Below are 17405 nucleotides of genomic sequence, written 5' to 3'. Positions count from 1 at the left end.
GGAGCCTTACCGGTGGCGGCGGGCCCAGACGAGGCCCAGCCCGCCGAGCACAACGCCCGTGCCGCAGATGGCAACGCCCTCGACGGTGCCGCGCCCGGTCAGGAGCAGCACGACCCCGACCACGAGCCCGAGCGCGAACAGCCCGATCCCCGCGCCGAACACGCGGTAGAGATCGGCGTGCGGGGCCGGCGGGCTGGGGCGTCGCTCCTCGGGGTGGACCAGCAGGGAGCGGATCGTTGGCACCTTGTCAGTGTACGGACAAGGGCTCGTCAAGCCCGTCGTAGCCCGACGCCGCGCGGGTGAATTCCGGCACGCCGGACCGGCGGCGGGACCATGGCCGGCGGCACCATCCGCGCGATCCGCCGTGCGGGAGACCCGGCGACCTTCCGGTGCACGTACGGGTACAGGGCGCGCAGCCGGTCGAACTCGGCACGCGTCACGGCGTCGTCGTGCTCGGGGAGGGCGTCGAGGGCGGCCCAGGTGTCGTCCGCCAGCGCGCGCAGGGGCGCCGGCACCGGCATCTCGTCCCACGTGACCTCGACGCGGTGCTGCGTGTGGTCGATGAACGCGTCCACCCGCTCGACGGCGCTCGTGTCCCGCGGGTCGACCATCGGCAGGTCGAGGGCGGCCGCGGCGTCGAACACCGGGCCGTCCCAGTCGTGGATCAGGTCCCAGTAGCGCACGAAGGCGCGCGGCGTGGCCCGCGTGGCGAGCTCGGTGCCGAGCATCAGGTTGATCCAGCCGGCCAGCCGGTCCACCAGCGCGTCCCCGTCGTCGGACACCCTGCTGCCCACCACCTCCGTGGGCGGGCGCAGCACCGTGACGCACGACGCCGCCGCGCCGGTCGCGGCGGCCGCAGCCTGCCAGTGCTCCAGGAACCAGAGCAGCCGCGGGTCCTTGATCACCAGGTCGCCGTGCTCCGCCGTCCGGGCGGCGAGCCAGGCCCGGATCTCGCCGGGGGCGTCCGCCTCGGCGCCCGCCCGGTCGACGAGGTGCCAGGCGAGGGGCCGGGGGTCGGCCGGCTGCACGTCGGCCGCTTGCAGCAGGGCCTCGTGGAAGTCCACGACCCACTGCGGCTCGGAGGAGCCGCGGGGGTCCGGGGCGTCCGGCAAGACCTCCGGGCGTGGCACCGTCAGGCCGAACTGCCGCAGCGCGCCGGCGAGCGTGCCGGTGCCGCTGTTGCCGGGGCCGGTGACGTAGACGACGCGGGGACCGGTCGTCATCGGGCACCCGCCGCCGGGCCGAGGGGCGCCGGCCCGACGGCCGCCGGGGCCCACGGGACCGCGCGGTCCAGTACGTCCAGGTCGTAGCCGTGAGCCCGGATCCGCTCGCCGAGGTGCTCGCTGACCACGCTCCGGTAGCGGGGGAGCAGGGCCACGTCGGTGACGTCGCGGACCAGGTCGCCCCGGGGCGTGCCGCGCCGCGAGCCGAGGTGCGCGAGGTGGTGCCGCACGCGGCCCGCGAGGTGCCCGCGGCCGCCGGTCTCCCACAGCTCGGCGTAACGGCTGCTGCGGTCGGTGTCCATGGCGCGGACCCGGCCGCCGTCGGCCAGGTCGAGGTCCAGGAACCGCGCGAGGCGGTCGAGCTCGCGCACGGGCTCGCGCATCAGGTGCTCGTACCGCAGCACGAGCAGGTTCTCGATGTGCAGCGCGTCCTGCGCGAAGACGTCGTGCGCGTGCACCCAGTGTTCGACGAGCCGGGGGAAGCCGTAGGTGAACCGCCCGTGCGTGCGGGTGGCCCACTTGCGCACGGCCAGCGCCTGCACCACGGGGTGCCGGGTGACCACCACGAAGCGCGCCTTCGGGAAGAGCTCCTGGAGGTAGCGCGTCTTGGTCAGGTTGGGCGCGGACTTCTCGACGAGCACCCTGCGGTCGAGGTCCCAGTAGGGCGACCAGCTCTGCCAGATCCGCTCGGCGGCGTCGGGGGTGCGCCGCGCGTCCTCCTCGGTGAGGTGCGCCTGCGGATGAAAGGACCATTGGGAGGTATTACCCAGGGCGCCCGGATAAGCGTCCTGAATGTGTTGTCCCTCGTCCATGGAGGTACCGGTTCCGGTCAGTCCGGAGGCGTCGGGGCTCGACCCGATGATGCGGGCCACGAGCGCGGTGCCGCTGCGGTGCAGGCCGCCGATGAAGACGAGTCGATGGTCGTTCCAGGGCGCGCCACTCGTGCTCGTTCCGGACATGTGGGGGTACCTCAGCTGCTCGGCGAAAAAGGGGTCGCTGGTGCCCCGCAAAAATATGCGATGAATGTACCGCGTGCGACCCGAATCGTCCGATCGCCGTAATTCGCGGGCGGGTTTCTTTGTGCGGAGTTCGGACTATTCGTGGCCTTCATGACATACAGTGCCGAATCCCGGTGCGTATAGATAAGACTTTTCAGGCATTCCATACCATCGTGTTTGCCGGTATTGTCCCGGCTTGTGTCCCCAGCACCCGGTACGACGTCGTCCGCGGCCACGCCTGCGCGCACCACGCGCGGGGCCCTCGCCCGTGGGGGTGGTGGGCCGGCGCGGGCGCCGCTCGCACGGGGCCTGCTGGCCGTCGCGGTGTGCGCGAGCCTCACGGGATGCGCCGCGCTCCTCACCCCCGGCGCCGAGCCCCGGCCCGCGCCGGGCGCCGCTCCCGGGGTGGTCAGCGTGGCGATACCGGTCGAGCGGGCACCGTCCGCCGGTCCCACCTCGGTGGGGGCGATCGAGGGCGAGCGCGACCAGGAGGCTGCCGCCGTCGACGTGCAGGCAGCGCCCAGCGGCTCGGCGTCGCGCGGGAACGACCGGGAGCCGCTGCCGGGCGAGGGCGCTGGTTCGGGCGCGGGTGGCGGCTCCGGGGCGGGTGAGGGCGGCGCTGGTGCGGGCTCCGGCGGTGGCGCGGGTGGTGGCGCGGCCGCGCCCGACCTGACCGACGCCGTGCAGTACGCGCAGGCGCTGGAGGAGGCGGTGAACGGGCACCGGACGGCGAACGGCCTGGCCGCGCTGGCGCACGACGACTGCGCGTACGACGTCGCGCTCGCACGCGCGCAGGCGCTCGTCGGCAAGGACCTGGCGCACGCGCCGCTCGGCCCGATCTTCGACGCCTGCCCCACCACGGCCGTGGCCGAGAACCTGGCCAAGGGCGGCTGGACGCCGGCAGAGGCCGCCCAGGGCTGGATGGACTCCGAGGGACACCGCGCCAACATCCTGAACGGCGGCCTGACCCGCGGCGCGATCGCCTGCGTGCCCGACGGCGGCGACCCCGCCGCACCGGTCATGATCTGCGCACACGTGTTCCTGGCATGAGAACCTGCGGCGTGCCCCGTCACCCGATCCGCCTCGCCGTCACCCTCGTGGCCGCCGGCGCGCTGCTCACCGCCTGCACCACGCTGCCCGGGAGGGGCGGCACCCCGATGCTGACGGCGACGCCCCAGGCGACCTGGACCGCGCCCGCCGGCATCGACCTGACCGACCCGGACCAGTACGCCGCCGCGCTGGAGGACGGCGTGAACGCCGCCCGGGTCCAGATCGGCCTGGACCCGTTGGAGCACGAGCCGTGCCTCGAGCCCGTCGCCGTGGAGCGCGCCGCCGCGCTGATCGGTGCGCCCGAGCTGACCCACGCTCCGCTGCCGCCCGTGCGGGACCAGTGCCCGGGCGGGCTCGTGGCCGAGAACCTGAGCCGCAGCGTGGACCCGCCGCAGACCGTGGTGCAGGCCTGGATCGACTCCCCGGCGCACCTCGAGAACCTCGCCAGCGGGGAGCTGCGGCGCGGCGCGATCGGCTGCGTCGCCGACGGCGGCACCGCGACCCAGCCGAGGCTGGTCTGCTCCCACATGTTCCTCGACTGACGAGTCTCCCCAGGGCCTCCGCGATACCGGGGCAACCTGGCCCGCCGCGGCCGTTATGGTGTGATGCGCGCAAGAGCACCCGCCCGGAACGACCGCAGGAGAAAAATTGGCGCAGGCGACGACCACCGCCGTCGACCGACCTTCCGACCCGGCCCGGGAGACCGGCGGGGCGGACCAGGCCCTCGCCACCTCCGGCACCGGCCACGCGTTCCGCACCGACATCAACGGGCTGCGCGCGGTCGCCGTGCTCGCCGTCGTCGTCTACCACGCGGGGATCGCGATCCCCGGCGGGTTCACCGGCGTCGACGTCTTCTACGTGATCTCCGGGTACCTCATCAGCTCGCTGCTGCTGCGTGAGGTGGACCGCACCGGCCGCGTCGACCTCGTCGAGTTCTGGACCCGCCGCATGCGCCGGCTCGTGCCCGCGCTCGCGCTGGTCGTCACGGTCACGCTGCTCGCGTGCCTGCTGATCCTGTCGCCGCTGGTCTGGGGGCGCCTCGCCTGGCACGCCGCGTCGGCCATGCTGTTCGTCTCCAACCTGCTCTTCCCGTACCAGGGGCAGGACTACTTCTCCGACGCCGTCACGCCGAGCCCGTACCTGCACACCTGGTCGCTCGGCATCGAGGAGCAGTTCTACATCTTCTGGCCGCTGCTGATCCTGCTGGCCGTCGCCGTGGCCCGGCGCACCCGGGTCCCGTCCCGCCGCGTGCTGCAGCTCCTGTTCGCCGGCACCTTCGTGGTGTCGCTGGCGACGTCGGCGTGGCTCACGGCGACCGTCCCCGACTGGGCCTTCTACATCCTGCCCACCCGCGCCTGGGAGTTCGCGGGCGCCGCCCTCGTCGCGACCCTGCCCTGGGGCCGGCTCGCCGAGCGCTCCCGCCTGCGGCCCGCCCTGCTGCGGGCGCTGCTCGGCACCGCCGGGTTCGTGCTGCTCGCGCTCTCGTTCGCGTTCGTGCACGAGACCGACCCGTTCCCCGGCACGATCGCGCTGCTGCCCGTGGGCGGCGCGCTGCTGGTCCTCGCGGCGGGCAGCGTCTCGGCGCCCGGCACCTGGGTGGACCGCGTGCTCGACCTGCCGGTGCTGCAGCGCCTCGGCGACGTCTCCTACTCCTGGTACCTCTGGCACTGGCCCTTCGTGGTGCTCACCACGGCCGCGGTGCAGAACGACGCGACCTGGATCAAGGTGCTCGCCTCGGTCGCCGCCCTCGGCGCGGCGTTCGCCACCTACCGCTGGGTCGAGAACCCGATCCGGTTCAGCGGCGCCATGCGGTCGTGGCGCCGCACCGCCGCGGTGACCCTGGTCATCGGGCTCGCCGTGGGCGGCGTCGTCGCGGGCACGCGGGTCGCGACCAGCGCCGTCCTGGAGCAGGAGCCCTACGCCACCGCCGTGGAGACGCGCGGCCAGCCCGCGTCCTACGGCTGCACCGACTACACCGAGACGACGACGGGCACCGAGGTCTGCCTCCTCGGCGACGTCACCTCGACCACCACCGTGCTGCTGCTCGGCGACTCGCACGCGATGCACTGGATCCCCGCGTTCGACGCCGCCGCGTCCGACGCCGGCCTGCGCCTCGCCGTCCGCTGGCGGCACGGCTGCCCCGCCGCCGAGGTCAAGGTCGAGCAGCCCGCCGACCGCGGCCCGTGCGGGCCCTTCCAGGCCGAGTCCCTGCGTGTCGTCGACGACCTGCGACCCGACGTCGTGGTGATCAGCCAGGCGCACATCTACGGCGACCGCATGCTGCACGCCGACGGCAGCCTGATGTCCGAGGCCGAGGCGAACAGCACCTGGGCGCAGGCCAACGGAGAGCTGTTCGCCCACCTCACCGACGTGGCCTCCGCCGTGGTGGCCGTCAAGGACAACCCCCGGCTCGACGTCGACCCTCTCGAGTGCCTCACCCGCCCCTGGCCCCGCCTCGGCGACTGCAGCATGGTGCGCGCCGACGCGGACGACTCCAACGGTGAACTTCCCCGTATCAGCGCCGAAATAACGGCGAAGTACGGTGTCTCCACCTGGGACGGCGTCTGGGCGCAGACCTGTGACACGCAGACCTGCCGGATCGGGGATGTCAGCCACCCCGTCTACCGTGACTTCCACCACCTCAGCGCCGGATACGTGCTGACCCAGGTGCGCTCCGTGGAGAAGATGCTCCAGACTGCGGTGCGCGGCATGTAGCCGGGCAACAACAGGTAACGAAGGGGAACATCCCACCATGGTTCAGGACCAGGCCCAGAGAATGGGCGCCGTCGACCGGTTCTTCAAGATCAGCGAACGCGGGTCCACGGTGTGGACCGAGGTGCGTGGCGGCCTGGTCACGTTCTTCACGATGAGCTACATCATCGTGCTCAACCCGCTCATCCTCGGGAGCGTGCCCGACGGCACCGGGCAGTTCCTCGGCGGTGGGGACGGCCGCGGCGACATCGAGGCGATCGCCGCGGCGACCGCCCTCGTGGCCGGCGTCATGTCGATCCTCATGGGCGTGATCGCGAACTTCCCGCTGGCGCTCGCGGCGGGGCTCGGCCTGAACGCCGTCGTCGCGTTCTCCGTGGCGGCGCTGCCGGGCATGACCTGGGCCGACGCCATGGGCATCGTGGTGCTGGAGGGCATCGTCATCCTGATCCTGGTGGTCACCGGGTTCCGGGAGGCCGTCTTCAAGGCCGTGCCCCGCGAGCTCAAGATCGCGATCAGCGTGGGCATCGGCCTGTTCATCACGTTCATCGGCGTGTACGACGCCGGCTTCGTGCGCATCCCCGCGTCCCTCGCCACGCCCACGGAGCTCGGCCTGGGCGGCTCGCTCGGCGCCTGGCCGCTGTTCGTGTTCGCGTTCGGTGTGCTGCTGGCCGCCGTCCTGATGGTGCGCAAGGTGCGCGGCGCCATCCTCATCGCGATCGTCGCCTCGACCGTGCTCGCGGTGGTCATCGAGGCCGTCGGGAAGATCGGCGAGCGCACCGAGGACAACCCGGGCGGCTGGTCGCTCAACGTCCCCGCGCTGCCCGACTCCGTGGTGGCGCTGCCGGACTTCTCGCTGATCGGCCAGTTCTCGCTCTTCGGCTCGTTCGAGAAGATCGGTCCGATCGCCGTCATCCTGCTCGTGTTCACGCTGCTCATCGCCGACTTCTTCGACACGATGGGCACCATGGTCGCCATCGGCGGCGAGGCGGGGCTGCTCGACGAGAAGGGCAACCCGCCCCGGACCAAGCAGATCCTGATCGTCGACTCGCTGGCCGCCGTCGGCGGTGGCGCCGGCTCGGTCTCCTCCAACACGGCGTACGTCGAGTCGGCGTCCGGCGTGGGCGACGGCGCCCGCACGGGCCTCGCGGCCGTCACGACCGGTATCGCGTTCCTGCTCGCCACGTTCCTCGCGCCGCTCGTGAAGATGGTGCCGCACGAGGCCGCGACCCCGGCGCTCGTGATCGTCGGCTTCCTCATGGTGGTCCAGGTGACCGGCATCGACTGGAAGAACCTCGAGGTCGCCATCCCGGCGTTCCTCACCATGGTGCTGATGCCGTTCGCGTACTCCATCACGGTCGGCATCGGCGCGGGCGTCATCTCGTACGTGCTGCTCAAGGTCGCGGTCGGCAAGGTCCGCAAGGTGCACCCGCTGCTGTGGGTCGCGGCGGTGCTGTTCCTCGTCTACTTCCTGATGGGCCCGATCCGCGCTGCGGTAGGCATCTAGCACTGACGCGCGGCCGTCCGCGGGAGGCCCGCGTCCTGCGGCCGCTGGAAGGTGCGCTTCTACCCAGTCATTGGGCCCGAAATCAGGCCGATTTCGGGCCCAATGACTGCGTAGAAGCGCACCTTTACGTTCCCGTCCCGGACAGGGCCGGGGTGGGGAGCTTTACCGGGGTGCCCTCGTACGGGTACCGGCCCGGTTGCCAGTGATGTCTCGTGAGCACCTTCGCGACCTGCGCGCCGATGCCGCCGGGTCGGTCGTTCTCCGCGGGACGGAAGCGCAGCATGATCGTCTGCCCGCCCGCCAGGAGCTGGTTCTGGCGCGGGGCGTCGCGGACCAGGGCCTGCTGGGTGCTGTGCGGCCCGACGCCGTCGATCTCTACGACCAGCCAGCGCCCGGCGGGCAGCCGCCAGACGAAGTCGACGCGCGCGACGACCACGCCGTCCGCCGCGAACCGGACCTGGAGGTCGTCGGGCGGCACCCCGTTGTCGTGGAACGACAGTCGCGCCGCCGACTCGGCGAAGGACTCGGAGCGGGGGTCGACCAGCCCGAAGAGCTCGTGGAGCCGGGCGCTGCCGTGCCGACGCCGGACGAGGTCGTGCAGCTCTGCGAGCCGGGTCGGGGTGAACCCGTGCCGGCGGGCGAGGTCGTCGAGCACGGCGAGTGCGTTCTGGCGGGGGAGCCGGCGTAGCGCCTGCGCCGCGGCGTGGTCGATCCGGGCGACCACGCGGTCGCCCACCTGCACCGTGGGGAACGGCGCGTAGTCCACGACGACGACGTCGTGCCGCGTGCGCCGGGGCGACCGGTCCTCGCGAGCGACCTCCAGGGGAAAGTCCCGCGGCAGCCCGGAGACGCCGTGCAGCACGAGCGCGCAGCAGCCGGTGGCGACGGCGTCGGGACCGTGCAGGAGCAGCGCGAACCAGGTGCGCCAGCTCGCGGCGTGGTCGAACCAGTCGTCCCGGACCCGGCCGGCGAGCGGCACGGGATCGGTGTCGTACACGCCGCGCGCGGGGCTGGTCCAGCGGAGCTGCCCGACCAGACGCCGCCGGACCTCCCGGCCGATGCCGAGCTCCTCGCACTGGACCGTGGACAGCAGGCCGGCCTGCCGGCGCAGGATCGGCTCGGCGGCGCGCGGGATCACGAAGGACTTCGGCATGGACCCACTTCACCAGCCCGGCGCCGGCGCGGCAGACGTCGTCGGCCCGCCCTGTGCACAACCGTCGAGAACGGCCCCCTGTGGTCGCGCTCGTCGTCAGTCACCCCGGCGTGCGTGGTCCCTTCGGTGGTCCCGCTCCTCTCTCCCCGCCGTGCCCGCTGTGCCCGTCGGCCCGGACGTGACCGCCGTGGCCGTCGTCGTCACCCCGAAACGAAAGGTGCGCTTCTACCCAGTCATTGGACCCGGAATCAGCTCGATTCCGGGCCCAATGACTGGGTAGAAGCGCACTTCGCGCCCACCCTCCCGGGCCGGGCCCGCGGCCCGCCCCGCGGGCTACGCCGCCAGGGCCTGGCGGTCCGGGGTCGGGTCGGCCACCGGCGGGTACTCCACGTGAAGGTACGGGCGCGGGATGCGGTGCTCGCGGGAGAGCCGCGCGCGGACCCGCACGTGCCACGTCCGGTAGGCCCAGACCGTCGCGATCGCCGCGACCAGCAGCGTGGCCACGGCCCCGATCAGCACCGCGTACCGCGGGCCGAACGTCTCGCCGATCCAGCCGACGACGGGGGAGCCCAGCGGCGTGGTGCCGAGCAGCACCATCATGTAGATCGACATGACGCGACCGCGCATCTCGGGCGCGACCGAGAGCTGGATCGCGGCGTTGGCCGACGTCAGCATGGTCAGCGACGCGAAGCCGACCGGGATGCACATGATCAGGTAGCCGAGGTAGGTCGGCATGACGGCCTGGATGCCCATGGCGATCGCGAACGCGAACGCAGCACCGAGCACGAGCCGCACCCGCGGCCGCTCGCGACGGGCCGCCAGGAGCGCACCGGCGAGCGAGCCGATCGCGAGCACGGACCCGAGGATGCCGTACTCGCCGGCGCCCCGTCCGAACTCGACGCGCGCCATCATGGCGGAGGTGAGCTGGAAGTTCAGGCCGAACGTGGAGACCACGCCCATCACGACCATGATCACCACGATGTCGCTGCGCCCGCGGATGTAGGACAGGCCCTCGCGGATCTGCCCCTTGGCGCGCGAGGCGGTGGGCTGCACGCGCAGGTCGCGCATGCGGGTGAGCGCCAGGATCACGGCACCGAAGGCGATGCCGTTGATGATGAACACCCAGCCGGTGCCCACGGCCGCGATGAGCAGGCCCGCCACGCCGGGGCCGATGAGGCGTGCGGCGTTGAAGTTCGTCGAGTTGAGCCCGACGGCGTTCGCGAGCCGCTTGGTCGGCACGAGCTCGGCGACGAACGTCTGGCGCACCGGCCCGTCGATCGCGCTCACGACACCCAGCAGGGTGGCGAACACGTACACGTGCCACAGCTCGGCAGCGCCGGACAGCACCAGCGCACCGAGCCCGAGGCCCAGTACGCCCATGCCGCCCTGCGTCATCATCAGGAGCTTGCGGCGGTCGACGCGGTCGGCCAGCAGGCCGGCCCACGCGGACAGGAAGATGTGCGGGATGAACTGCAGCGCGGTCACGATGCCGACCGCGACGCCGGAGTTGTCGGTCAGGAGGGTCAGGACGACCCAGTCCTGCGCCACGCGCTGCATCCAGGTGCCGATGTTGGCGACGAGAGCGCTGGCGAACCAGAGACGATAGTTACGATATTTAAGGCTGGCGAAGGTTGCGCTCATCGAGCGGCGATCCGCAGCAGGAGCTCGCTGGCTCCTGCAAGGATCTCTCTCTCCTCTACGGTCAGGGTGGACAGCTGTTTGGTGAGCCAGGCGTCGCGACGCCGCCGGGTCTCGGCGACCTCGCGCTCGCCGGCCGTGGTGAGACGGACGACGACCTGGCGCTTGTCGGTCGCGTGCTCCACCTTCTCGACGAGGCCGAGCTCGGCCAGGGTGTTCACCGCTCGGGTCATCGACGGGGGGCGCACGCGCTCGTGCTCGGCGAGGGAGCCGGGGGACATCTCGCCGTGTCGGTGCAGCACCGTCAGGATCCCGAACTGCCCCTCTGGGAGGTCGGCCTCACCGCGCTCGGCGCGCAGGCGGCGGGACACTCGGGTGAGGGCGACTCGGAGGTCGCCCCCGACGGTCGCCGGGCTACGGCTGGACCTGCGGGAGCTCGACGGCACCCGCCCCATTCTAGTTCATTAGCCTTGCTAACGGTACGTGGGTGTGGTCACACCGCGCGGCGTCGGACGGCGGGAGAAGCCCCAGGTGGGAACGGCGAAGCGCCCGCCCCCGGGGAAGGGGGACGGGCGCTTCGCCGTACGGTGCCGCGAGGAGTCAGCGCGCGCGGTGCGACTGCGCGAACTGGCCGACGCTCGGCTGGAGCTCCTGCTGCACGTTCTCGAACCGCTGGCCCTGCTCGCTGTGCGCCTTGAGCCGGTTCTCGAACTCGGCCTGCGTGCGCAGCTCGTCCTCGGTGGGCCAGAGGCCGATGCCGAGGATGAGCAGGAACGTCACGACGCTCACCGCCATGACGAGCGGCACGAGCAGCTGCATGGTCGAGGCGCCCGTGGGAACGGTGTCGACCGGGTTGACCACGGACACGCCCGCCATGCCCGTGTAGTGCATGCCCGTCACCGCGATGCCCATGACCAGCGTGGCCACGATGGTGGCGAGCGTGCCGCGGATGTGGACGGTGCACCAGAGCGCGGCGGTCGCCGCGACGATCGCGATGACGATCGACGCGATGACGTAGACCGGGTTGTAGGCGATCTGTGCGGACATCTCCATCGCCTCCATGCCCATGTAGTGCATGGCGGCGACGCCCGCACCGGCCAGCGCGCCGCCGACCAGCATGGCGGGCAGCTTGCGCTTGCCGAGCTCGGTGATGAAGAGGCCCGCCCCGACGACGACGATCGCGATGGCGGCGCTGAGGAGGGTCTCAGGGATGTTGTAGCGGATTGTCACGCCCGAGGCGGAGAAGCCGAGCATGGCGACGAAGTGCATCACCCAGATCCCGGTACCGCCCAGCGCGATGGCGCCGAAGATGAGCCACGCCGCGCGCGCTCCGCCCGCAGCTGCTCGGGCGCGGGACGTGCAGGCGAGGCCCGTCGCAGCGCCGGTGCACGAGATCGCGAACGCCAGGATGGGCGTCACGATCCCGAAGGTGAAGTGGTCGATCAATGGCATCTTGTTGAACAGCCCCTCAAAATGGTTCCCTCTGTTGCGGAAACGTTACAGAGCCCCCGTGCACCGGACAATAGGCAGAACTCCCCGTCCAAGGGGTATTGCGGACGTGATCAGCCTGGTCAGATGCGCTCGACGAGGTAGTCCACGCACTCGGTGAGCGCGGCTACATCGTCGGGCTCGACGGCAGGAAACATGCCGACGCGGAGCTGGTTCCGCCCGAGCTTGCGGTAGGCGAACACGTCCTGGACGCCGTTGGCGCGTAGCTCGGAGAGTACCCGTCCGGCGTCGATCTCGTCGGCCAGGTCTATGGTCCCGACCACCGTGGACCGCTCCTCGGGGCGCGCCACGAACGGCGTCGCCCACGAGCGCTTCTCGGCCCAGGTGTAGAGGATCTCGGCCGATGTCGCGCACCGCTCCGTCGACCACTTCAGGCCGCCCTGCGCGAGGAGCCACTCCACCTGGTCGGCCAGGAGCAGGAGCGTCGCGACGGCGGGCGTGTTCAGCGTCTGGTCCAGGCGCGAGTTCGTGATCGCCGTCGTGAGCGACAGGAACTCCGGAACCCAGCGGCCCGAGGCCTCGATCCGGGCGGCCCGCTCGACGGCGGCGGGCGACAGCACGGCGAGCCACAGGCCGCCGTCGGCCGCGAACGCCTTCTGCGGGGCGAAGTAGTAGGCGTCGGTCTGGCGCAGGTCCACCGGCAGCGCACCGGCCCCGGACGTCGCGTCCGTCAGGACGATCGCGCCGTCCGGCCCGGACGGGCGCAGCACCGGCGCCATCGCGCCCGTCGAGGTCTCGTTGTGCGGCGTGGCGTAGGTGTCGACGTCGTCGGCCGGCTCGAGGTAGGCGACGGTGCCCGGCTCCGCGGTGATCACCTGGGAGGGCTCGAGGAACGGGGCGCGCGACGTCGCCGTGGCGAACTTGCCGCCGAACTCGCCGAACGACGCGTGCTGCGCCTTGCGCTCCACGAGGCACAGGGTGGCCACGTCCCAGAAGGCGGTGGAGCCGCCGTTGCCGAGCGCCACCTCGTAGCCGTCGGGCGCGCCGAGCAGCTCCGTGACACCCTCGCGGATGCGGCGGACCACGTCCTTGACGGGCGCCTGCCGGTGCGACGTACCGAGCACGTGGGCGTTCGCCACGAGATGATCTACCTGTCCCTGGCGCACCTTGGACGGGCCTGAGCCGAAACGGCCGTCGGTGGGCAGCAGGTGTGTCGGGATTGTCAGTGGCACAGAACTAGACTAGAACCTGGGCCGACGCCCGGGGCGCCGAGCCCAGGGCGACTGGACGGCTGCGCGCATGACGGGAGCTGACGTGACGGATCTGATCGACACCACCGAGATGTACCTCAAGACGATCTACGAGCTCGACGAGGAGGGCATCACCCCCCTGCGCGCGCGCATCGCGGAGCGCCTGGGGCACTCCGGGCCGACGGTGTCGCAGACCGTCGCGCGCATGGAGCGCGACGGCCTCGTGATCGTGACCGGGGACCGCCACCTCGAGCTCACGGAGCTCGGGCACGAGAAGGCGATGCGCGTGATGCGCAAGCACCGCCTGGCGGAGCGGCTGCTGACCGACGTGATCAAGCTCGACTGGGAGCACGTGCACGTCGAGGCCTGCCGCTGGGAGCACGTGATGAGCGACCTGGTGGAGAAGCGGCTCGTGGGCCTGCTGGACCACCCGCACCACGACCCGTACGGCAACCCGATCCCCGGCCTGTCGGAGCTGGGCGAGGCCTACACGGACGTGCCGTTCCTGGCCGGCGTGATCTCGCTGCCCTCGGCGTTCGAGGCCGCGGCCAAGAAGGGCGTGAAGGGCGAGCCGCTCGCGGCGTCGCTGACCCGCATCGCGGAGCCCCTGCAGACGGACGTCGAGCTGCTGGCCCGCCTGTCCGACGCCGGCCTCGTGCCCGGCTCGCGGATCACGGCGGAGCTCAGCGACGGTACGTACACGGTGACGGTCGACGGCGCCGGGACGGCGCTCGAGCTGGGCGAGGACCTGGCCCGGCACCTCTTCGTCGCGACGGCCTGATCCGGCCGCCCCGGTACGGGGCGACAGGGGTGCGAAATAGTCGTTTTTGTCGGAAAGGTGTCACCCTCTGTCCGACACGGCATGACATTCGTTGCCGGAACGTGACATCGGGGGTGACGTCGGGTACGTTCGGACCGCTCCCGCGGAGTTTATTCCGAGGGAGTCTCCGGACGGACGCCGAACTCTGTCACCGGCCGGGGCCCCAAGACGACCGCATGACAGAGGCGGGGGACCCACCATCGGGCGCCAGGGTGCGTCCTAGGGGTGAAGCCGGGTAATCCTTCGGGAGCGCACGGCCGGGTGATTTCTCCCACCCGAACCCGACAGCTGACCTCGAAGGCGTACAAGGAGAGGTACTTCGTGACCGCACGTACCACCCGCGCACGCCATCGTGCTGCGCGTCGCCCCGTGACTCCGCTCACCGAGCTCGCCCAGAACGCCGCAGTGGGTCGTCGTACCGCGGTCGCCGCCGCAGGTGGCGCGCTCCTGGTCTCGACGTTCGGTGGCGCGATGGCTGCGCAGGCCGCTCCGCTGGAGACCGGCCCCGCCAAGATGAACTCCGTGGACCTCAACGCGCTGACGTCGCAGGCCCGTGAGTCCCTGTCCAACGCTCCCGTCGTGACCGTCGCGCCCGACGCCGAGCTCAGCGTCGAGAAGTCCGCCGTCTCGGTGGTCTCCGCTGCCGACAACGAGGACTACCAGGCCGAGCTCGCCGCCAAGGAGGCGGAGGAGGCCGCTGAGGCCGCCGCCGCCGAGGCTGCCGAGGCCGCTGCCGCAGCAGCCACCACGGTCTCGACCGCCTCGTCCGTCGACGTCCCGGCGTCGGCGATCGGCAACTCCGTGATCTCCATCGCCAGCCGGTACATCGGCGTCCCGTACGTCTCCGGTGGCGGCAGCCCGAGCGGTTTCGACTGCTCGGGCTTTACTTCGTACGTCTACGGCCAGCTCGGCATCGCGCTGCCGCACTCGTCCTCGGCGCAGTCCGGCTACGGCACGCAGGTGCCGGCCTCGGAGGCCCAGCCGGGCGACCTGATGTGGACCCCCGGGCACGTCTCGATCTACGCCGGTGGCAACACCATGATCGACGCGTCCAAGCCGGGCACCGTGGTCGACTTCCGCACCATCTGGCAGTCGAACCCGACGTTCATCCGCCTGGGCTGATCGCAGCCACGTAGTACCTCGCAGAGCGCCTGTCCGGTCACGACCGGGCGGGCGCTCTGCTTTGCCATCTTTCTGCAGACTTTTTGCCTCCGGTTACCCAAGACCGCCGCGCCGCCGGTAGCGTTGGAGGGCAAAGGTGCACTGCCATAGAAAGGACTGGCGATGACACGATCCGAGGTCGTACTGGTCGGGGTGGACGGATCGGCCGCGAGTCTGCACGCGCTGGACTGGGCTACCGCTTACGCGCACCGCGTGGGCTGGGCGCTGCACATCGTGTGCAGCTATTCGTTGCCGTCGTTCACGGCCGCGTCGCTCGACGGCGGGTATGCCGCCCTCGACGACACCACCATCCAGGAGGGCGCCAAGGCGGTCCTGGTCGAGGCGCAGAACCGCGTGGCCGACGCCGGGGTGCGCGCTACGACGGAGGTCGCCACCGGTGACGCCGCGGGCGTGCTCGTGGAGCTGTCAGCGGACTACGGGCTCGCCGTCGTGGGGACCCGCGGCCGGGGAGGCTTCACGGAGCGCCTGCTGGGCACGGTGTCGTCCGCGCTGCCGGCGCACGCGAAGTGTCCGGTGGTCGTCGTGCCGCTGCGGGCCGAGACCAACCGGGGCGTCTCCTGGACCCCGCCGGACATCAGCTCCGACGAGCCCGGCACCGCCGCCGGTGCGGCGGACGCCGAGACCGGCGTGGCGCCCGGGGTCGCGGAGATCCGGGAGGTGCGCCGCATCGTCGTCGGCGTGGACGGGTCGCCGCAGGCCGAACGGGCGCTGCAGCACGCGATCGTCCAGGCCAACGCGTGGGGCGCGGAGCTGACCGCCGTCACGGGTGTACCCGTGGGCAACGCGGGGATGCTGGCGTGGCTGCCGTCGTCGATCGACCGGGAGCAGGTGCTGGCCGACATCGGGGCCGGCATGGACGTGCTCGTCGACCGGTACGAGGCCGAAAACCCAGGCCTGCGCATCCGGCGCATCGTGCTGGACGGCACGGGCGCGGAGCTGCTGACGGAGTTCTCCACGGCGTCGGACCTCGTCGTCGTCGGCTCGCGCGGTCGCGGCGGGTTCCGCGGGCTGCTGCTGGGCTCGACGAGCCAGGCGGTGCTGCACCACGCGGCCTGCCCGGTGCTCGTGGTGAACAAGCACTGCCCGGACTGACCGGTACCTCGAACGTGTCAGACCCTCAGGTCACCGGAGTGACCTGAGGGTCTGACACGTTCGTGAGTGGTGCGGGCCGGTCAGGCTTGCGCGGCCTCGGCCGCGGCGAGCAGCACGCAGGTGGCGACACCGTCCATCGCCGTGCGGACCTCGTCCAGCGGAGGCATCGACGGCGCCAGGCGCACGTTCTGGTCCCGCGGGTCCTTGCCGTACGGGTGGGTGGCGCCGGCGGGGGTCAGCGCGATGCCGGCCTCCTTGGCGAGCTGCACCACCCGGGCCGCCGTGCCCGGCGCGACGTCGAGCGACACGAAATAACCGCCCTTGGGCTCGGTCCACGACGCGATGCCGTAGCCCCCCAGGCGCTCGGTCAGGATCTCGACCACGGCCTCGAACTTCGGCGCCAGGATCGCGCGGTGCTTGCGCATGTGCTCGCGCACGCCGTCGGCCGAGCCGAAGAACATCGCGTGCCGCAGGTGGTTCAGCTTGTCCGGGCCGATGGAGGCGACCGACAGGTGCTTCTTGAACCAGGCGACGTTCGCCGCCGAGCTGCCCAGGAACGAGACGCCCGCGCCCGCGAACGTGATCTTGGACGTGGAGGCGAACAGCAGCACGCGGTCCGGGTGTCCGGCCTCGGCGGCCAGGGCGATCGCGTTCGGGCTGGTCACCTCGTCGTCGGTCAGGTGGTGCACCGCGTACGCGTTGTCCCACAGGATGCGGAAGTCCGGCGCGGCGGCGGGCATGGAGACCAGCGCGCGGGCGACGTCGGCGCTGATGACCGCGCCGTCCGGGTTGGAGTACGTGGGCACGACCCACATGCCCTTGATCGTGGGGTCGGCCGCGACGAGCGCCGCGACGGCCTCGGCGTCCGGGCCGTCCGCCGTCATCGGCACCGGGATCATCTCGATGCCGAAGGCCTCGCAGATCGTGAAGTGCCGGTCGTAGCCCGGCACCGGGCAGATCCAGCGCACCTTCTCCTCGCGCGCCCACGGCCTGGGGGAGTCGGGGAAGCCGAACAGCTCGGCGAACGCGACGACGTCGTGCATGGTCGTGAGGGACGCGTTCCCGCCCGCGAGGAGCTGCTCCACGGGCACGTCGAGCAGCTCGGCGAAGATGCGGCGGATCGTGATGCCGCCGTCCAGCCCGCCGTAGTTGCGCGCGTCCGTGCCGGTCTCGTCGGTGTGCACGCCCACGCCGGGCAGGGCCAGCATCGGCTCGGCGAGATCGAGCTGCTCGGCGGACGGCTTGCCGCGCGTCAGATCCAGCTTCAGGCCCTTGGCCTGAAGCTCGGCGTAGGCCTGCTGGAGCTGCGCGAGGTCCGGGAGCATAGCGGTGTG

At 71.8% G+C, this 17405-nt stretch carries 16 protein-coding genes and 1 riboswitch; of the genes, 7 read left to right on the top strand and 9 right to left on the bottom strand.

All coding sequences use genetic code 11. The annotated features are described in order from the left end of the window. Positions 1-6: 6 nt before the first annotated feature. Genes H291_RS0122340 through H291_RS0122330 form a run of 3 tightly spaced genes read right to left on the bottom strand, consistent with a single transcriptional unit; the run spans position 7 to position 2182 of the window. Entirely contained in the window at positions 7-243 is a 237-nt protein-coding gene (locus tag H291_RS0122340) for a hypothetical protein (RefSeq protein ID WP_020017256.1), read from the bottom strand. 26 nt (positions 244-269) lie between these two features. Further along, complete coding sequence (locus H291_RS0122335) at positions 270-1223, bottom strand: sulfotransferase family protein (protein WP_157237252.1); 954 nt, start codon at positions 1221-1223, stop codon at positions 270-272. Further along, on the bottom strand, positions 1220-2182 hold the full coding sequence (locus H291_RS0122330; protein ID WP_020017254.1) for a sulfotransferase family protein: 963 nt from the start codon (positions 2180-2182) through the stop codon (positions 1220-1222). Before H291_RS0122330 ends, H291_RS0122335 begins: the two co-directional genes overlap by 4 nt. A gap of 237 nt (positions 2183-2419) precedes the next feature. Here H291_RS0122330 and H291_RS0122325 point away from each other — a divergent pair, with 237 nt between their 5' ends. The 4 genes from H291_RS0122325 to H291_RS0122310 all read left to right on the top strand — a co-directional run bounded on the left by H291_RS0122325 (position 2420) and on the right by H291_RS0122310 (position 7487). Continuing rightward, positions 2420-3271 (top strand): CAP domain-containing protein, encoded by an 852-nt coding sequence (locus H291_RS0122325; RefSeq protein WP_157237251.1) that lies wholly within the window; start codon positions 2420-2422, stop codon positions 3269-3271. Positions 3272-3282: 11 nt separating this feature from the next. Beyond that, positions 3283-3813, top strand: coding sequence for a CAP domain-containing protein (locus H291_RS0122320; RefSeq protein WP_020017252.1), 531 nt, complete (start codon positions 3283-3285; stop codon positions 3811-3813). 106 nt (positions 3814-3919) lie between these two features. Then, the gene (locus tag H291_RS0122315; protein WP_020017251.1) at positions 3920-5986 is read left to right on the top strand and encodes an acyltransferase family protein; all 2067 of its coding nucleotides are present in this window, start codon (positions 3920-3922) and stop codon (positions 5984-5986) included. Positions 5987-6023: 37 nt separating this feature from the next. Then, positions 6024-7487, top strand: a complete 1464-nt coding sequence (locus H291_RS0122310; protein ID WP_026366017.1) for an NCS2 family permease — start codon at positions 6024-6026, stop codon at positions 7485-7487. A gap of 124 nt (positions 7488-7611) precedes the next feature. Here the strand turns inward: H291_RS0122310 and H291_RS32855 are convergent, their stop codons facing one another. The 5 genes from H291_RS32855 to serC form a co-directional block, all read right to left on the bottom strand. Next, complete coding sequence (locus tag H291_RS32855) at positions 7612-8640, bottom strand: hypothetical protein (protein WP_020017249.1); 1029 nt, start codon at positions 8638-8640, stop codon at positions 7612-7614. A 333-nt stretch (positions 8641-8973) separates the two neighbouring features. Continuing rightward, positions 8974-10281, bottom strand: a complete 1308-nt coding sequence (locus tag H291_RS31225; protein WP_051109589.1) for an MFS transporter — start codon at positions 10279-10281, stop codon at positions 8974-8976. Then, positions 10278-10733 carry a MarR family winged helix-turn-helix transcriptional regulator gene (locus tag H291_RS0122295; protein WP_020017247.1) on the bottom strand — a complete coding sequence of 152 codons (456 nt, stop codon included), beginning with the start codon at positions 10731-10733 and terminating at the stop codon, positions 10278-10280. The genes H291_RS31225 and H291_RS0122295 overlap by 4 nt, the downstream gene beginning before the upstream one ends. 145 nt (positions 10734-10878) lie before the next feature. Continuing rightward, positions 10879-11730, bottom strand: a complete 852-nt coding sequence (locus H291_RS31220) for an MHYT domain-containing protein (RefSeq protein WP_051109588.1) — start codon at positions 11728-11730, stop codon at positions 10879-10881. A 119-nt stretch (positions 11731-11849) separates the two neighbouring features. Next, positions 11850-12953, bottom strand: a complete 1104-nt coding sequence (serC, locus tag H291_RS0122285; RefSeq protein WP_420038575.1) for a phosphoserine transaminase — start codon at positions 12951-12953, stop codon at positions 11850-11852. A gap of 88 nt (positions 12954-13041) precedes the next feature. On the opposite strand from serC, the gene H291_RS0122280 reads away from it, so the two are divergent. The 3 genes from H291_RS0122280 (at position 13042) to H291_RS0122270 (ending at position 16071) form a co-directional block, all read left to right on the top strand. Then, positions 13042-13758, top strand: a complete 717-nt coding sequence (locus H291_RS0122280) for a metal-dependent transcriptional regulator (RefSeq protein WP_020017244.1) — start codon at positions 13042-13044, stop codon at positions 13756-13758. A gap of 165 nt (positions 13759-13923) precedes the next feature. Further along, positions 13924-14116: riboswitch (cyclic di-AMP (ydaO/yuaA leader) on the top strand. A gap of 50 nt (positions 14117-14166) precedes the next feature. After that, complete coding sequence (locus H291_RS0122275) at positions 14167-14919, top strand: C40 family peptidase (RefSeq protein WP_020017243.1); 753 nt, start codon at positions 14167-14169, stop codon at positions 14917-14919. Between the two features lie 162 nt (positions 14920-15081). After that, positions 15082-16071, top strand: a complete 990-nt coding sequence (locus H291_RS0122270; protein ID WP_020017242.1) for a universal stress protein — start codon at positions 15082-15084, stop codon at positions 16069-16071. An 80-nt stretch (positions 16072-16151) separates the two neighbouring features. Here H291_RS0122270 and H291_RS0122265 read toward each other — a convergent pair whose 3' ends face one another. Continuing rightward, on the bottom strand, positions 16152-17396 hold the full coding sequence (locus tag H291_RS0122265; RefSeq protein WP_020017241.1) for an aminotransferase class I/II-fold pyridoxal phosphate-dependent enzyme: 1245 nt from the start codon (positions 17394-17396) through the stop codon (positions 16152-16154). Positions 17397-17405 lie beyond the last annotated feature (9 nt).

The organism is Promicromonospora sukumoe 327MFSha3.1 (genome assembly GCF_000385135.1).
In the GTDB taxonomy this organism is placed as follows: domain Bacteria; phylum Actinomycetota; class Actinomycetes; order Actinomycetales; family Cellulomonadaceae; genus Promicromonospora; species Promicromonospora sukumoe_B.
This window is presented reverse-complemented; position numbering and strand designations above follow the sequence as displayed.

Bases quoted from the DNA above. Each gene is read 5' to 3' on its own strand.
- H291_RS0122335 (WP_157237252.1), bottom strand. From the start codon at position 1,223: ATGACGACCGGTCCCCGCGTCGTCTACGTCACCGGCCCCGGCAACAGC.
- H291_RS0122330 (WP_020017254.1), bottom strand. From the start codon at position 2,182: ATGTCCGGAACGAGCACGAGTGGCGCGCCCTGGAACGACCATCGACTC.
- H291_RS0122310 (WP_026366017.1), top strand. From the start codon at position 6,024: ATGGTTCAGGACCAGGCCCAGAGAATGGGCGCCGTCGACCGGTTCTTC.
- H291_RS32855 (WP_020017249.1), bottom strand. From the start codon at position 8,640: ATGCCGAAGTCCTTCGTGATCCCGCGCGCCGCCGAGCCGATCCTGCGC.
- H291_RS31225 (WP_051109589.1), bottom strand. From the start codon at position 10,281: ATGAGCGCAACCTTCGCCAGCCTTAAATATCGTAACTATCGTCTCTGG.
- H291_RS0122295 (WP_020017247.1), bottom strand. From the start codon at position 10,733: ATGGGGCGGGTGCCGTCGAGCTCCCGCAGGTCCAGCCGTAGCCCGGCG.
- H291_RS31220 (WP_051109588.1), bottom strand. From the start codon at position 11,730: ATGCCATTGATCGACCACTTCACCTTCGGGATCGTGACGCCCATCCTG.
- H291_RS0122270 (WP_020017242.1), top strand. From the start codon at position 15,082: ATGACACGATCCGAGGTCGTACTGGTCGGGGTGGACGGATCGGCCGCG.
- H291_RS0122265 (WP_020017241.1), bottom strand. From the start codon at position 17,396: ATGCTCCCGGACCTCGCGCAGCTCCAGCAGGCCTACGCCGAGCTTCAG.